The sequence below is a fragment of the Actinoplanes sp. NPDC019969 genome, assembly GCF_055562375.1.
This window is the reverse complement of the sequence record NZ_JBVHFK010000007.1, coordinates 347,799-362,779: the sequence shown is the minus strand read 5'-3', so window position 1 is coordinate 362,779 and position 14,981 is coordinate 347,799. Positions and strand designations below refer to the sequence as shown.

General features: G+C 72.5%; 16 protein-coding genes. 7 read left to right on the top strand and 9 right to left on the bottom strand.

All coding sequences use genetic code 11. The features are described 5' to 3' along the window. Window positions 1-43: 43 nt before the first annotated feature. Window positions 44-1,324, bottom strand: coding sequence for a hypothetical protein (locus tag ACZ3II_RS22805; protein ID WP_465519718.1), 1,281 nt, complete (start codon window positions 1,322-1,324; stop codon window positions 44-46). 223 nt (window positions 1,325-1,547) lie between these two features. Here ACZ3II_RS22805 and ACZ3II_RS22800 point away from each other — a divergent pair, with 223 nt between their 5' ends. After that, window positions 1,548-2,702 carry a sensor histidine kinase gene (locus ACZ3II_RS22800; RefSeq protein WP_465519717.1) on the top strand — a complete coding sequence of 385 codons (1,155 nt, stop codon included), beginning with the start codon at window positions 1,548-1,550 and terminating at the stop codon, window positions 2,700-2,702. After that, window positions 2,699-3,358, top strand: coding sequence for a response regulator (locus ACZ3II_RS22795; protein ID WP_465519716.1), 660 nt, complete (start codon window positions 2,699-2,701; stop codon window positions 3,356-3,358). The genes ACZ3II_RS22800 and ACZ3II_RS22795 overlap by 4 nt, the downstream gene beginning before the upstream one ends. A gap of 189 nt (window positions 3,359-3,547) precedes the next feature. On the opposite strand, the gene ACZ3II_RS22790 is transcribed toward ACZ3II_RS22795, so the two are convergent. From ACZ3II_RS22790 to ACZ3II_RS22765, 6 genes are all read right to left on the bottom strand, one after another. Continuing rightward, window positions 3,548-3,862: a hypothetical protein gene (locus ACZ3II_RS22790; protein WP_465519715.1), complete on the bottom strand. Its 315-nt coding sequence runs from the start codon at window positions 3,860-3,862 to the stop codon at window positions 3,548-3,550. A 213-nt stretch (window positions 3,863-4,075) separates the two neighbouring features. Continuing rightward, window positions 4,076-5,320, bottom strand: coding sequence for a cysteine--1-D-myo-inosityl 2-amino-2-deoxy-alpha-D-glucopyranoside ligase (gene mshC / locus ACZ3II_RS22785; RefSeq protein ID WP_465519714.1), 1,245 nt, complete (start codon window positions 5,318-5,320; stop codon window positions 4,076-4,078). 54 nt (window positions 5,321-5,374) lie between these two features. After that, the gene (locus ACZ3II_RS22780) at window positions 5,375-6,190 is read right to left on the bottom strand and encodes an SCO1664 family protein (RefSeq protein ID WP_465519713.1); all 816 of its coding nucleotides are present in this window, start codon (window positions 6,188-6,190) and stop codon (window positions 5,375-5,377) included. After that, window positions 6,187-6,786 (bottom strand): DUF3090 domain-containing protein, encoded by a 600-nt coding sequence (locus tag ACZ3II_RS22775; protein WP_465519712.1) that lies wholly within the window; start codon window positions 6,784-6,786, stop codon window positions 6,187-6,189. The genes ACZ3II_RS22780 and ACZ3II_RS22775 overlap by 4 nt, the downstream gene beginning before the upstream one ends. A 109-nt stretch (window positions 6,787-6,895) precedes the next feature. Next, complete coding sequence (locus ACZ3II_RS22770) at window positions 6,896-7,588, bottom strand: histidine phosphatase family protein (RefSeq protein ID WP_465519711.1); 693 nt, start codon at window positions 7,586-7,588, stop codon at window positions 6,896-6,898. Then, entirely contained in the window at window positions 7,588-8,640 is a 1,053-nt protein-coding gene (locus tag ACZ3II_RS22765; RefSeq protein ID WP_465519710.1) for an LLM class F420-dependent oxidoreductase, read from the bottom strand. Before ACZ3II_RS22765 ends, ACZ3II_RS22770 begins: the two co-directional genes overlap by 1 nt. Window positions 8,641-8,778: 138 nt before the next feature. Here ACZ3II_RS22765 and ACZ3II_RS22760 point away from each other — a divergent pair, with 138 nt between their 5' ends. The 5 genes from ACZ3II_RS22760 to ACZ3II_RS22740 all read left to right on the top strand — a co-directional run bounded on the left by ACZ3II_RS22760 (window position 8,779) and on the right by ACZ3II_RS22740 (window position 12,863). Next, on the top strand, window positions 8,779-9,777 hold the full coding sequence (locus ACZ3II_RS22760) for an aldo/keto reductase (protein WP_465519709.1): 999 nt from the start codon (window positions 8,779-8,781) through the stop codon (window positions 9,775-9,777). 6 nt (window positions 9,778-9,783) lie between these two features. Next, on the top strand, window positions 9,784-10,893 hold the full coding sequence (locus ACZ3II_RS22755) for a sensor histidine kinase (RefSeq protein WP_465519708.1): 1,110 nt from the start codon (window positions 9,784-9,786) through the stop codon (window positions 10,891-10,893). Next, on the top strand, window positions 10,890-11,528 hold the full coding sequence (locus ACZ3II_RS22750) for a response regulator transcription factor (protein ID WP_465519707.1): 639 nt from the start codon (window positions 10,890-10,892) through the stop codon (window positions 11,526-11,528). Before ACZ3II_RS22755 ends, ACZ3II_RS22750 begins: the two co-directional genes overlap by 4 nt. 76 nt (window positions 11,529-11,604) lie before the next feature. Further along, window positions 11,605-12,666, top strand: coding sequence for a hypothetical protein (locus ACZ3II_RS22745; protein ID WP_465519706.1), 1,062 nt, complete (start codon window positions 11,605-11,607; stop codon window positions 12,664-12,666). Between the two features lie 5 nt (window positions 12,667-12,671). Then, complete coding sequence (locus ACZ3II_RS22740) at window positions 12,672-12,863, top strand: DUF5703 family protein (protein WP_465519705.1); 192 nt, start codon at window positions 12,672-12,674, stop codon at window positions 12,861-12,863. 43 nt (window positions 12,864-12,906) lie between these two features. Here the strand turns inward: ACZ3II_RS22740 and ACZ3II_RS22735 are convergent, their stop codons facing one another. After that, the gene (locus ACZ3II_RS22735; RefSeq protein ID WP_465519704.1) at window positions 12,907-13,590 is read right to left on the bottom strand and encodes a hypothetical protein; all 684 of its coding nucleotides are present in this window, start codon (window positions 13,588-13,590) and stop codon (window positions 12,907-12,909) included. Between the two features lie 21 nt (window positions 13,591-13,611). Continuing rightward, complete coding sequence (locus ACZ3II_RS22730; protein WP_465519703.1) at window positions 13,612-14,919, bottom strand: M20/M25/M40 family metallo-hydrolase; 1,308 nt, start codon at window positions 14,917-14,919, stop codon at window positions 13,612-13,614. Window positions 14,920-14,981: the final 62 nt, after the last annotated feature.

The window sequence follows — 14,981 nt, the reverse complement described above, 5'->3', positions numbered from 1 at the left end:
GGGCCTGGTCGCCCCCCGACGGGCGCGCGAGCCGGCCGGGGGTTCAGGTGGTGACGGGCACCGGGGTGGCGGCGGGACGTGGGAGGCGGGTCAGCTCGCGGGCGATCAGGGCGAACGCGGCCAGCAGCAGCAGGGGCCCGGTCACGCCGATCGGGCCCAGGCCCAGGGTGAGGAAGGCGACGACTCCGGCGGTGGCCAGGGCGGCGGACCACCAGCGGATGGTCCGGCTCGCGGCGGCGGCGATGGTGACGGTGATCAGGCCGAGAAGGCTGAACACCATCCCGGGGAGGGCCCAGCCGAAGGTGAAGGTGGCGTAACCACTCAGGGTCTCGTTCACCCGGGCGGCGGTGGCGGGATCGAGGACCTGGTGGGCGGCCAGGTCGGCGCTGTCACCCAGCATCAGGCCGCTGAAGTTGATCAGGGCCAGGACGGTGACGCCGGCGGCGATCCGGGTGACACGGCCGCTGCGGGTGGCGATGATCAGGACGGCGGGGATGAACAGGATCCACGCCAGGTGCAGGAACAGCGCGCTGACCTGCGTCTGGACCGGGGAGTTCACGCTGTCGGCGATGTCCCCGCTCCCGTCCGGGACCGTGGCCATGCCGACGGCGAACGCCACCGGGGCGGCGTACAGCGAGAAGAGCCCGAACCGGTGGCGGAAGGATCGGAAGCCGCCCGGCTCACCGGAACCCGTCGCCGGCGTGGCGGAGGCGGGCGGGGCCGGGTGGAGCAGCTGGTAGGCGGCGGCGCTGTGGGCGGCGATCAGGATGATGGGGCCGAGCAGGCAGAGGGGCACCGGGGAGATGGCGAAGGCCAGGTAGAGGCCGGTGCCGATCAGGGCGGCCGCGGCGGTCCACCAACTGATGACGTGGCCACGGGCGGCGGCGATCGGGGTCAGGATCAGGGCGAGGGCCCAGCCGGCGAGGCCCGGCCACTGCCAGCCCGCGACGGTCAGGGCAGAGCTGAGGAAACGCTCGTCGACGGCCTGGACCTGGGCGTCGGGGAGGGTCTGCTCCAGGGCGAGCAGGACGAAGTCGCCGGCCATCAGGGCGGAGAAGGTGGTCAGGCCCAGGATGACGGAGATCCACGCGATCCGGGCGAGGACGGCGCCGCGGCGGCGGATCGGGGTGAGCAGGCCGAGCAGGCCGGGCACGAACAGGACCCACGCCCAGTGCAGCAGCAGGGAATGGGCCTGGATCGCGCCCGGATGCTCACGATAGACGCCGTATCCCTGGTCAGCGCCGAGTGCCGGGTCCACACCGGTCGCCACGGTCAAGGCGATCGGCGCGGCCACCAGGCTCGCGGCTGCCGCTGTGCGCCACATGGTTCCTCCCCCTCGGCCCGGTCATGCCGACGGAACGACCGGGACGTCATCGAGCGATGGCCGGTCCGTTCGGCGAACCGGCCGCTGTGGGGAAGGACGTTAGGAGGGCGGAGCATGCGGCGTCGCCACCTCAGGGAGGGAGCCCGCGTCCCCCTGTGGGGGGACAGGCGGATCATCCTGAGGGTGGGTTCGGGTGAGGGGAGCAGCGCCGTACGGTCGACGCGTGCAGAGCGAACAGTTCAGTGGAATCCGGCGCAGCGATGTCGCGGTGGCTGCCGGGTTCACGGCGTTCGCCCTGCTGGAGGAGTTCCTGATCGGGATGCCGGGCCGGTGGTGGCCGTTCGCGCTGACCGCGTTCGCGCTGCTGGTCCTGGTGCGGCGGCGGATTCCGCTGCTGGCGATGATCCCCAACGCGCTGAGTGTCGTCGACATGTTCTACGTCGAGACGACGATCGCCGGCGAGACGACGGTGAACTTCCGGCTGTGGCAGGTCGTCTCGATGATCATCTGCTCGTACACGGTGGGCCGCTGGGTGCCGCCACGGCGGTCGGGGCGGGGTCTGCTCGGGGTGGCCGTCATCGCGTTCACCGTCGGGATGTACTACGCGTTCAACCCACAGGATCCGATGGTCGACATCTTCATTCCCGTCGCGCCGTACGTGCTGGGGATCGTCGTGTCGGTGCAGTCCCGCAAGCTGGCCGAGGCGGCGGGGGTGCGGGCCGAGTTCCGGGAGCGGCAGGCGCGGGAGGCCGTCATGGAGGAACGGGTCCGGATCGCCCGGGAGCTGCACGACATGGTCGCGCACAGTGTGACGGTGATGGTCATCCAGGCGGGGGTGGTGCGCCGGCGGCTCGACGCGGGGTTGCCGGTGGACCCGGCGTTGCCACGGAGCATCGAGGAGTCGGGGCGGGAGGCGGTGGTGGAGTTACGGCGTACCCTCGGCCTGCTCCGCGGTGAGGACGGCGACGCCGCCGGCCAGGCGCCCGTCGGCCTGGAACGCCTCGACGACCTGGTCGGCCAGGTCCGTGAAGCGGGACTGCCGGTGACCGTGCGGCGCGCCGGGGAGCCGGTGCCGCTGCTGCCCGCGATCGACATGTCGGCGTACCGGATCGTGCAGGAGGCGCTGACCAACGTGCTGAAACACGCGCATGCGACGGCGGCGGAGCTGACCGTCGACTTCCGGGCCGACGGTCTGCGGCTCGCGGTCGTCAACGACGGTCCGGTCGCGGGGGCGAACGGCGACGGTGGGCAGGGGCTGATCGGGATGCGGGAGCGGGTCGCCCTGTTCGGCGGCGAGCTGGTCGCGGGGCCACGCCGCGGCGGCGGCTTCTCCGTCGAGGCGCGCCTGCCGGTCAGCGCCGCGCGGGAGAACCCATGATCAGTGTGCTGATCGCGGATGACCAGCGGATGTTGCGGGCCGGGCTGCGGATGGTGATCGAGACCGAGCCGGACATGAACGTGGTCGGTGAGGCCGGGGACGGGGCCGAGGCGGTGGCGGTGGCGCGCCGGCTGCGGCCCGATGTGGTTCTGATGGACATCGCCATGCCGCGCCAGGACGGGCTGTCGGCGACACGCGCGCTGCTCGCCACGCCGGATCCGCCGCGGATCATCGTGCTGACCACGTTCGACAGCGACGAGAACCTGTACCGGGCGTTGCAGGCGGGGGCCAGCGGATTCCTGTTGAAGGTGTCGTCGCCGGAGCATCTGATCACGGCGATCCGGGTGGCGGCGGCCGGGGAGGCGCTGCTCGACCCGGCGGTGACGACACGGGTGATCGCGGCGTTCGCGGCGCGGCCGGGGCCGGTGCCGCCGGCCGTGCTCGGCGAGTTGACGCCCCGGGAGGCCGACACGCTGCGGCTGATGGCGCGCGGCATGTCGAACGCGGAGATCGCGGCGGCGTTCACCGTCGGCGAGGCGACGGTGAAGACACATGTGGCGCGGGTGCTGATGAAACTCGGGTTGCGGGATCGGGTGCAGGCGGTGGTCTACGCCTACGAGTCCGGGCTGGTCACCCCCGGAAGCGGCCCGCGGTAAGGGCGCGGGCGGCGAGGAAGATCAGGGACGGCCCGCGGTAAGGGCGCGAATGGCGGGGAGGACCCGGCCGGCGCGGGAAGGGCTGGAAATGACTGAGGCCCGGGGCGCCGGTGGGCGCCTCGGGCATCAGTCGTCATCTACTGTCGGGCCTTATCAGGCCCGTGAAGCACGATCGGGTCTTGAGATGACTCAGAGAACCTTGATCGGGCTGTCGATCAGGCCGACGTTCACCAGGCCGACCTGGTTGATCTCCTTGTTGGAGTAGACGTCGCCACCGTAGTAGCCAGCGCCACCACCGTAGCCGTAGCCGCCGACCGGGACGACCGCGACCGGCTGAACCGGCTGGGCGTAGCCCACACCGTAGGCACCGTAGCCGGCACCGTAGCCGGAGACGACGACGTTCTTGGGGCACTTGCCGTCAGCGGCCATCGCCGGGCCGGCCATCGCCAGCGTGGCGCCGGTGGCCAGGAAGAGACCGCCGAGGTACAGAGCCGTACGACGCATGATGTTTCCTTTCAAGCGGTTGGTTGCTTGGGGAAAATTCTGGACCCAGTGGACCCGTTTCGCGTGCATTTGCCCGTAAAACGCGCCATGTTTCATCATTTCGTGGAATTGCGTACGGAATCGGCGAAATCAGGCTAGGGTCGCGCGGGGCGTTCCGTCCCGAAAACAGGAAAACCCCCACCCGGGAACCGGGTGGGGGCACTGCGGATGGGCCTACAAACGTACTCCGAGCAGGGCATCCACGGTCTGGGCCATCACCTGCGGCGCCGCCGTGTCGTCCCCGGCGCCGGACAACGCCGCCTCGGACCACGCGTCGACAAGTGCCAGCGCGCCCGGCGCGTCGAGGTCGCCGGCGAGCGCCTCACGCACCGCGTCCAGCAGACCCGCGCCGGACGGACCGGCCGGCGCGGCCGCCGCCTCACGCCACTTGGCCAGCCGCTGCTGACCGGCTTTCAGCACGTCATCGGTCCAGTCCCGGTCACTGCGGTAGTGCCCGGAGAGGAGACCCAGGCGTACCGCCATCGGATCCACACCGTCGCCACGCAGCCGCGACACGAACACCAGGTTGCCGCGCGACTTCGACATCTTCTCGCCGTCCAGGCCGATCATCCCGGCGTGCACGTAGTGCGCGGCGAACGGCGACGCGCCGGTCAGCACCTCCGCGTGCGCCGCCGAACACTCGTGGTGCGGGTAGACCAGATCGCTGCCGCCACCCTGCACGTCGATCGTGTCGCCGAGCAACCCGAGCGCGATCGTGGCGCACTCGATGTGCCAGCCGGGACGCCCCGGGCCGAGGTCACCGCCGTCCCACACCGGCTCGCCGTCCCGCGCGCCACGCCACAACAGCGGGTCGAGCGGGTCCCGCTTGCCCGCCCGCTCCGGGTCGCCGCCCCGCTCGGCGGACAGCGCGGTCATCTCCTCCCGCGACAGATGCGACTCGTAGCCCCAGTCCGGAGCGGCGGAGACGGCGAAGTAGATGTCGCCGGTGCCGTCGTCCAGGCGGTACGCCACGCCGGACGCCAGCAGCTCGGAGACGTGCTCGACGATCTTCGGGATGGACTCGACGGCCCCGACGTAGTGCGCCGGCGGGATGATCCGCAGCGCCTCCATGTCCTCGCGGAACAGGGCGGTCTCCCGCATCGCCAGGACGATCCAGTCCTCACCGTCACGCGCGGCCCGCTCCAGCAGCGGGTCGTCGATGTCGGTCACGTTCTGCACGTACCGCACGTCGAGACCGGCATCGCGCCACATCCGGTTCACCAGGTCGAAAGTGATCATCGTGGCGGCGTGCCCGAGATGGGTCGCGTCGTACGGCGTGATGCCGCAGACATACATGGTGGCGACCCCGGACGGCGTGCTGGGCTGCAGCGATGCCCGCGCGGTGTCGTAGAGCCGGAGCGCGGGCCGGCCCGGCGAGTCCGGCAGGGTGGGTACGTCGTGACCGGTCCAAGCATCCATCCCCGGAGCCTAACCAGCGAGGCCGGGGCCGGTCCCGGAGCGTGAGCTAAACCTCTAGATCGGCGGCCAGGGAATAGCCGGCCAGTCGGTCGGCGGCTGCGGGAACCGGCCCGCGCGCAGCAGCCGTTTCACCCGCAGGCCGACATGCTGCACCTCGGAGACCGTCAGATGCTCCTCCAGGGCCTCGCCGAGCGGCCCGGCCAGCTCCTCCCCCAGGCGGGTCAGCACCGCGACGGCCTCCGCCGGCAGCGGGCCGCCGGTCCAGCCCCACAGGACCGTCCGCAGCTTGTTCTCCACGTGGAAGCTGACACCGTGGTCGACGCCGTGCACCCCGCCGGTCGCGGGATAGAGGACGTGGCCGCCCTTGCGGTCGGCGTTGTTGATGACCGCGTCCAGGACGGCGAGCCGGGCCAGCCGGATGTCGTCGGCGTGGGCCAGGGCGTAGGCGTCGCCGTCGTCGTCGCGGGCGGCCGCCACCGGGAACCAGCCCTCCGGCACGTCGTAGGCCGGCACGAAACCGATCAGCGCGTCCACCTCGGCCGGCTCGTCGATCCACAGCTGGAGCGCGCCGGGGCCGAGCGGGCCGTCGCGCAGGATGGTCGGCGGCACCAGGCCCCACCCGGTGGCCCGGGAGACCAGGTAGGCCGAGACCTCCCGGCCGGCGAGCGTGCCGTCCGGGAAGTCCCAGAGCGGCCGCTCGCCACGGACCGGTTTGTAGACGCAGCGCCGGGTCAGGTTGCCCAGGCTGATCTCGGCGCGCAGGGTGGTGTTCGAGGCGTCGGTGAGGCGCCCCTCGATCTCGATGCGGCCCCGCCCGAGCAGCTCGAGCGCATCGGCCTCAGCCAGCGCTGACGTAGGTTCCGCCGTCACCGGTGGTAACCGTTGTGCCGGGGGCAGAGGTGGCCGGCCGGGTCGAGGGGCTGGCCGCAGAGCGGGCACGGGGGCCGCCCGGCCGCGACGACGCGGCGGGCCCGGTCGATGAAGGCGCGGGTCGCCTCGGGGGTGAGCCGGACCCGCAGCCGGTCGAGGTCGTCGTCCGGCTCGTCATCGTCGTCGGGCTCGTCGTCGTCCTCCTCCTCGTCGTCGTCGAGGGGGGAGCCGGAGAGGTCGGCCTCGGCCTCGCCGGCCTCGATCGCCTCGATGACGACCGTGCTGGTGTCGACGTCGAAGGCCAGGCCCAGGGTGCCGACCCGGAACTCCTCGTCGACGGGGGTGTCGAGCGGCTCGTTGTCGTGCACCGCGGCCAGCGGGGACTCCGGCAGCGAGACGCCGAACCGCTTGTTGGCCTCGAGGAGCAGCTCCTCGAGTTTCTCGGCGAGCAGTGACACCTGGACCTTCTCCAGCGCGACGCTGATCACCCGGCCGCCGCCGCGGGCCTGGAGGTAGAAAGTGCGGTCGCCCGGCTCGCCCACCGTCCCGGCGACGAACCGCTCGGGCGGCTCGAAGGCATGCACTTGGTGGGTCATGACGACAACCCTAGCCATCCGCGCGGATATCCGCGCCTGTCGGCATGGTGGGTTCGCCGAGGGCGCAACGGGGTACACGCTGCGGCTATCCAGCGATCACGCTGTGTCGTCAGACGCCACCGCCGGCGCCGCCGCCGACCGCCGCGTCACTCTCCTGGGCCTTGTCCTTCCCGTCGGACTTCGGGGGTACGAGGGACGCCAGCTCCCCGGTCTCGTTGACCCGGACCACGAACGGCCGGGTCGGGGTGTACCGGATGACGGTGATCGACGCCGGGTCGGCGACGATCCGCTGGAACTGGTCCAGGTGCAGGCCCAGCGCGTCGGCGACGATCGCCTTGATCACGTCGCCGTGGCTGCAGGCCAGCCAGATCGCGTCCGGCCCGTGCTCGGCGGTGACCTTGGCGTCCCAGTCGCGGACGGCGGCGACCGCGCGGGCCGACATCGCGGCCATCGCCTCCCCGTTCGGGAAGACGACGGCGCTGGGGTGCTGCTGGACGACCGGCCAGAGCGGCTCCTTGGCCAGCTCCTTGAGGGGGCGGCCCTCCCAGTCGCCGTACCCGCATTCGATCAGCCCGTCCTCGAGGGCCGGCTGCGCCCGGGGCAGGGCGAGTTCGAGGGTCTGCCGGCAGCGGATCAGCGGGCTGCTGACGACCGCGGCGAGGGGCAGGTTGCCGAGGCGCTCCCCGGCGTGGACGGCCTGGGCGCGGCCGGTGTCGTCGAGTTCGACGGGCTGGCGGCCGGCCAGGCCGCCGGAGGCGTTGGCGGTGGTGCGGCCGTGCCGCAGCAGCAGGACGGTGGCCACTAGCTCGCCACGCCCGCGTCGGCGTACGCGGCGGCGACCAGGCGCAGCGTGTCCAGGCCGCTCTGCAGGTCGCCGACGTACGGGCTGATGGAGAGGGTGCCGACGCCGGCGGCCGCGTACTCCTGGATGCGTTTGGTGACGTTCTCCCGCGTACCGATGATGGAGGTCCGTTCGATGAACTCGCGGGGCACCGCGGCGGCGGCGTCGCGGGGCTGCCGGCTCAGGTAGAGGTCCTGCACGAGTTTCGCCTCGTCGGGGTAGCCGAGCCGGACGGCGAGCGCGTTGTAGAAGTTCTGCTCCCGGCTGCCCATGCCGCCGACGTAGAGCGCGGCGTACGGCCGGATCACGTCGGCGCACGCGTCCAGGTCGTCGCCGATCGCCACCGGCACGGACGCGACCACGTCGAAACCGGTCAGGTCCTTGCCGGTCCTGGCCCGGCCGGCCGCGATCGGGGCGAGCTGGTCGGCGAGCGCGTCGGGGGCGAGGAAGATGCCCAGCCAGCCGTCGGCGATCTCGCCCGCGAGCTCCAGGTTCTTCGGGCCGACGGCGGCCAGGTAGATCGGGATGTCCGGGCGCAGCGGGCGGAAGCCGAGCTTGAGCGCCTTGCCGGCGCCGCCGGGCAGGGGCAGCTGGTGGTGCTCGCCGGCGTACGACACCGGCTGCCGGGCCAGAGCCATCCGGACCACGTCGACGTACTCCCTCGTACGCCCGAGGGGTTTGGCGAACCGCACCCCGTGCCACCCCTCGGAGACCTGTGGCCCGGACACGCCGAGGCCCAGCCGGAACCGGCCGCCGGACAGCGTGTCGAGGGTGGCGGCGGTCATCGCGGTCATCGCCGGGGTGCGTGCCGGGATCTGCATGACGGCGGCGCCCAGGTCGATCCGCTCGGTCTGCCCGGCGATCCAGCCGAGCATGCTGACGGTGTCGGAGCCGTACGCCTCCGCCGCCCAGACCACGGAATAGCCGAGCCGATCCGCCTCCTGGGCCATCGCGAGATGGTCGGCGGGGGTGCTCCACGCCGTCTGGTAGCCGAGGCTGAGTCCGAGCCGCACGCGCCTGCCCTCCCGAAGATCTGTCCGTCGCCCGCAAGCCTACTGATCGACGGCTTCCGCCGTTTCGGTCCGGTAACCGACCCACCCGGCGGAGCCTGTGGGATTTCGCAGGACAGGGACTCTGAATAAGGTTCACTCATGCATCAGCGACCGCTCGGCCGAAGCGGGTTGGCGGTTTCGCGGCTCGCGCTCGGCACCATGACCTGGGGACGGGACACCGACCCCGACGACGCGGCGGATCAGCTGAAGATCTTCCTGGAGGCCGGCGGCACGCTGATCGACACCGCCGACGTGTACGGCGACGGCGACGCCGAGTCGGTGATCGGCTCGCTGCTGGATCATCTGGTGCCCCGCGACGAGGTGGTGATCGCGACCAAGGCCGGGCTGACCCCGCAGCGGTACCGTCCCCGGGACGCCTCCCGTGGCAACCTGCTGCGCTCGCTGGACGCGTCGCTGCGCCGGCTCGGCACCGACTACGTGGACCTGTGGCAGATCCACGGGTACGACGCGCAGACCCCGTTCGAGGAGACCCTGGCCGCTCTCGATCAGGCGGTGGCCAGCGGCCGGGTGCGGTACGCCGGGGTGTCGAACTTCGCGGCCTGGCAGACCGCGCGGGCCGCGACGTGGCAGGCGGCGTACCCCGGGCGGGCCCCGATCGTGGCCGCCCAGATGGAGTACTCGCTGCTGGAACGCGGTATCGAGCGGGAGGTCGTGCCGGCCGGCGCGGCGCTCGGGTTCGGGGTGCTGGCGTGGTCGCCGCTGGGCCGGGGGGTGCTCACCGGCAAGTACCGCAACGGCCGCCCGCTGGACTCGCGGGCCGCGTCCGAGCACATGGGCGAGTTCGTCCGCAGCTATCTGGAGCCGCGCTCGTCCAGCATCGTGGAGGCGGTGGTGACGGCGGCGGGCGGGCTGGGGGTGTCGCCCCTGGAGGTGGCGCTGGCCTGGATCCGGGACCGGCCGGGGGTGGCGGCGCCGATCCTGGGCGCGCGGACCGCCGGGCAGTTGCAGGGGGCGCTGCGCAGCGAGCAGCTGACCCTGCCGGCGGAGATAGCGTTCGCGCTGGACGACGTGTCGGCGATCGAGGTCGGCTATCCGGAGCGTGAGGGCGTCAGCTACCCGAACACCTGGTTCGGCTGAGGCGCTGTGCTGCGGCGGACGGTGTTCTTCCTGCTCGGCGGGGTGCTGGCGCTGCCGTACCTGGTGTCGGCGGGCCTGCTGGCGCAACTGTTCGTCACCGATCCGCGCAGCCGGGCGGGGGTCGCCGCGACGGCTGTCGTGGTCGCCGTGATCGGGGTGCTGCCGCCGTTCCTCAGCGGCACCCGGGAGCTGGAGATCGCGGCGGCCCGTACCCTCCTCGGGGTGGATCTCCCCGGCTCCGGCCGGGTCGAGCTGGAGACCCGGTTGCGGTCCGCGCTCTGGTTCGCCCTGCATCTGATCACCGGGGTGCTGGTCGGGGCGGTGCTGCTGATCGCCCTGCCGGTGGCGCTGCTCGCCTTCACCGCCCGGTCGATCCCGGCCGGGGTCGACCTGCGGGTGCCGTGGGTGTGGGCGCCGGCCGGGATCCTGATCGCGGTCGCCGCGGTGGCCGGTCTGAGCCGGCTCGCCGTCACCATGGCGCCGGTGCTGCTCGGCCCGTCGGTGGCCGCCCGGCTCGCCGAGGTGCGCGAGGCCGAACGCCGGCTCGCCGAGCGCAACCGTCTCGCCCGGGAGCTGCACGACGCGGTCGGGCACGCGCTGACCGCGATGACGTTGCAGGCGGGGGCGGCGCGGGCGGTGTTCGACGCCGACCCCGGGTTCGCGCGGCAGGCCCTCGCGGCGATCGAGGACACCGGCCGGTCCGCGGCCACCGAACTCGACACGGTCCTCGGCATCCTGCGCGACTCCCCCGCCGCCCGCCGCCCGGCGCCCACCCTCGACGATCTCGATCAACTGCTGACCGCGGGGGTACGGGCGGACGTGCCCCCGCTCGACGTGCCGGCGGCGGTGTCGCGGGAGGCGTACCGCATCGTCCAGGAGTCGCTGACCAACGCCGCCCGGCACGGCGGCGGCGAGGTGACGCTGCGCATCCGCCAGGAGGAGGATCTGATGATCGAGGTGACCAACCGGGCCGCCGGGCCGCTCGCACGTCCCGGCGGCGGGCACGGTGTCGAGGGCATGCGGGAACGGGTGCGGCTGTTCGGCGGCACCCTGACCGCCGGGCCGGACGGCGACCGGTGGCGGGTCACCGCGCGGCTCCCGGTGGCCGCGCCGTGATCAGCGTGCTGATCGCCGACGACGACGCGCTGGTCCGGACCGGGTTGCGGGCGCTGCTGGACGCCGCGCCGGATCTGACCGTCGCCGGGGAGGTCGCCGACGGGTCCGAGGTGGTGCCGGCCGCGCTCCGGCTGCGGCCGGACGTCGTGCTGATGGATGTGCGGATGCCGCGCCTGGACGGCATCCAGGCCACCCGGCTGCTGCTGGAGAGGTTCGCCGAGCCGCCGAAGGTGCTGGTGGTGACGACGTTCGCCAACGACGAGTACGTGTACGAGGCGCTGCGAGCCGGGGCCGCCGGGTTCCTGCTGAAACGGGCCCGGCCGGAGCAGTTCGCCGAGGCGGTGCGGGTGGTGGCGCGCGGCGACTCGCTGCTGTTCCCGGCGGCGGTGCGGCGGCTGGCGGCGGCGTACGGGCCACCCGGCGACCGGATCGCCTCGGCACGGCTCACCGCCCGGGAGGCCGAGGTGCTCACCCTGATGGCCGAGGGGCTGTCCAACACCGAGATCGCGGCGCGGCTGGTGCTCGGCGTCGAGACGGTCAAGACGCACGTGCGGAACGTTCTGGACAAGCTGGGGGTGCGGGATCGTACGCAGGCGGTCGTCACGGCGTACCGCTCGGGTTTCGTCCCGCTCTGACCTCTCCCTCGCAGGAGGGAGACCGTTCCCTCCACGCGGGGATCCCCGCCGCCCGCGCCTCGGCGAGCGTGAGGGCATGACCTCGCGTATCGCGGCCTGCTGGGCCGCCGCCTACGGCATCCTCGCCCTCGGCTGGACGATCACCGGCCGGGGCTTCCCCTTCGGCACGAACGACGCCCGTGGCGCCGACAGCGTCCTGCGGGCCCTCGACCCCGCCGTCGGCGCGCCCGTGTTCGCCGCCGCCCTGCTGTCCGCTGCCGTGATCCTGGTCGCCGCCGCCGCGGGCGTCCCGGCCCGCCGCCCCATGCTCGCCTATCTGTTCCTGGTGGCGTTCGCGCTGCTGGCCGTGGTCGCCGACGTCCGCCTGCTGACGGTCGCCGGGTACCTCCCGATCATGATCGTCGGTTTTCCGTTCGGCTGGCCGCCCGTCGACTACGGCACGATCTTCACGTGGGCGCTGGCCAACCAGGTCTGCGCCGTCGCCGGCGGGCTGCTGATCGCCCGCGCCACGATCCGCTGGCATCGCCGGACCGCCGGGAACTGCGAGTCGTGCGGCAGGTCCGGCGCCATCGCCGGATGGACCACGCCGGAGGGCGCCGCCCGCTGGGGCCGGGTCGTCACCTGGATCGCCGCGATCATCCCGGCGCTGTACGCCGGAACCCGCCTGGCCTGGCTCGCCGGGATCCCACTGGGCATCCCCGCGGAGTTCCTCGCCGAGATGCAGCGCACCGGCATGGTCTGGGCCGGCGCCGGCCTGGGCACGTTCGCCCTGGTGGGAACCGTGCTCACACTCGGTCTGATCCGGCGCTGGGGCGAGGTGTTCCCGCGCTGGATCCCGTTCGCCCGCGGCCGAGCCGTCCCGATCCGCCTCGCCACCGTCCCGGCGTCCCTGGTGGCGGCCCTCGTCTGGTCCGCGTCGATCTCGCTGTTCACCGGCGAGGGCTCCGGCGCGCTGTACGACGGCTCCGGCCTGGCCTCCCGCATCCCGATGATGCTGTGGCCGGTGTGGTCGATCACGCTCGGCCTGGCCGCGTACGCCTACCACCTGCGCCGCCGCCCACCCTGCCGGCACTGCCACCGGCCTGCGAACCAGCCGTTGCAGGGTCTGGTCAGCGGGTCCGGGCCGGGAGCATATTAGATCCCATGGACTACGAATATGCGCCGCTGCGGTTGCCCTCAAATGTCGATCGGCTGGCCGCGGCGGCGCGGCTCGCCATTCAGGCCGAGTTCTCCGGGTGGGAGCTCGCCAGGGTTCAGCTCTTCGCCGACGGCTCGCGGAAGGTGATGCTCCGCCGCCGCGTCCAGGCGACACCGCAGCCGAACCTCAGTTACTGAGCAGGCCCGCCCGGCGGCGACGCCGCGGGCGGGCCCTCGTGGCTCAGTGGTGGTGGTGACCGGCGTGGTCGTGGTGGTCGTGGTCATCCTCGTCCGGCAGGAACGGGTGCTCGTCCAGGCGGCCGACCAGCAGGTCGGTCTCGACCGGGGCGAACGGGCCGGAGCCGTCGGCGTCGTCGAACGCCTCCAGGTCCAGCGGCTCGGCGACCTCGGTGACGGTGAGCAGGCCGTCGAGGGGCTCCAGCTCGGGCACGTCGAGCGAGGACAGCGAGCCGTCGCCGGCCTGCAGCAGCTCCAGCACGGCCTCGCCGACCGACTCGACCGGGCCGGCCTCCTCGTCGTCGGGGACCGAGCTGCGCCGGGCGGTCTCGGCGACCTTCAGCAGGGCGGACACGCTGGGCACGCGGTAATCGCGGCGCTGGCGGACCGAGACCACCTGCGGGTACGGATCGGCGCCCGCCCCGGCGCCGGCCTCGGTGACGTTGCCGAACCGGCGGTCCGCCTCGTCCGGGTCGATCGACTCGACGTCCCACGGCGTGACCTCGCCGAAAGCGTCGAGCAGCTTCTCGTCGTACGCGTAGGAGGCGTTGTTGAGGTCGACGTACGCCTGCCAGACGTCGTCGTCGTCGATGCGGCCGGCGGCCGCCTTGACGGCCACCAGGTGCGCCCGCGCCGCCTCGACGACCCGTTCGAGGGCGGCGTCGAGTTCGGCGTTCTGGTCAGTCATGTGGATGGGGGTCCTTCCGATTCAGCTGTTTCGGAGCAAGCGGTCGAGCACACGCACGCCGAACTTTAGTCCCTCCACCGGAACTCGCTCGTCGATGCCGTGGAACAGCGCACTGAAGTTGAGGTCGGGCGGCAGGCGCAGCGGCGCGAACCCGAAGCAGCGGATCCCCAGGGTGGCGAACGCCTTGGCGTCGGTGCCGCCGGACATCAGGTACGGCACGGTCCGCGCCCCCGGGTCCTCGGCCCGCAGCGCCGCGCCCATCGCGTCGACCAGGTCCCCGTCGAACGAGGTCTCCACGGCCGGCTGCTGGTGCATGTGCTCGATCTCGATGTCCGGCCCGATCACCTCGCGCAGTTCGCGCAGGAACGCGTCGGCGTGCCCGGGCAGGGTCCGGCAGTCGATGGTGGCCGACGCCTTGCCGGGGATGACGTTGTCCTTGTAGCCGGCTTCCAGGCGGGTCGGGTTGGCGGTGTTGCGCAGGGTCGCGCCGATCAGGTTGGCGATGGGGCCGAGCTTGGACACCGCGAGCTCCGGCTGGTCCGGGTCGAGATCGATCTCCAGGGCGTCGCTGACCTGCTCGAGGAAGGCCCGCACGGTGGGGGTGACGACGGTCGGGAAGCGGTGCCGGCCGACCCGGGCGACGGCCTCGGCCAGGTTGGTGACCGCGTTGTCGTCGTGGATGAAGGAGCCGTGGCCGGGCCGCCCGGTCGCGTGCAGGCGCAGCCAGTCGAGACCCTTCTCGGCGGTCTGGACGAGATAGAGCCGAAGATCGTCATTGACGGTGTACGAGTACCCGCCGACCTCGCCGATCGCCTCCGTGCAGCCCTCGAACTGGTCGGCGTGCTCGCGGGCCAGCCACTGGGAGCCGTACTCCATGCCGGCCTCCTCGTCGGCGGTGTACGCCAGGACGATGTCGCGCGGCGGGACGTAGCCGGTGCGCTTCCACTCCCGGACGACGGCCAGGACCATCGCGTCGAAGTCCTTCATGTCGACCGCGCCGCGGCCCCACAGGTAGCCGTCCTTCACCTCGCCGGAGAACGGGTGCACCGACCACTCGCTCGCGTCGGCGGGCACCACGTCGAGGTGGCCGTGCACCAGCAGCGCGCCGCGGGAGGAGTCGGCGCCGGGGATCCGGGCGATCAGGTTGGCCCGTGTCGGCGCGGATTCCAGCAGCCGTGACTCGATGCCGACCTCACCCAGCCGCTCGGCGACGTACTCCGCGGCGGCCCGCTCGCCCACGGTGGTGCGCGGGTCGCCGGTGTTGGTGGTGTCGATGCGGAGCAGGTCACGGCAGAGGTCCGTGACCTCGCTCTCGGCGGTGGTCGTCATTCGACCTTCTTACCAGCAGCATGTGAAGGGAGGGTCGTCAGTCCGCTCCAAGGGTGGGGGGC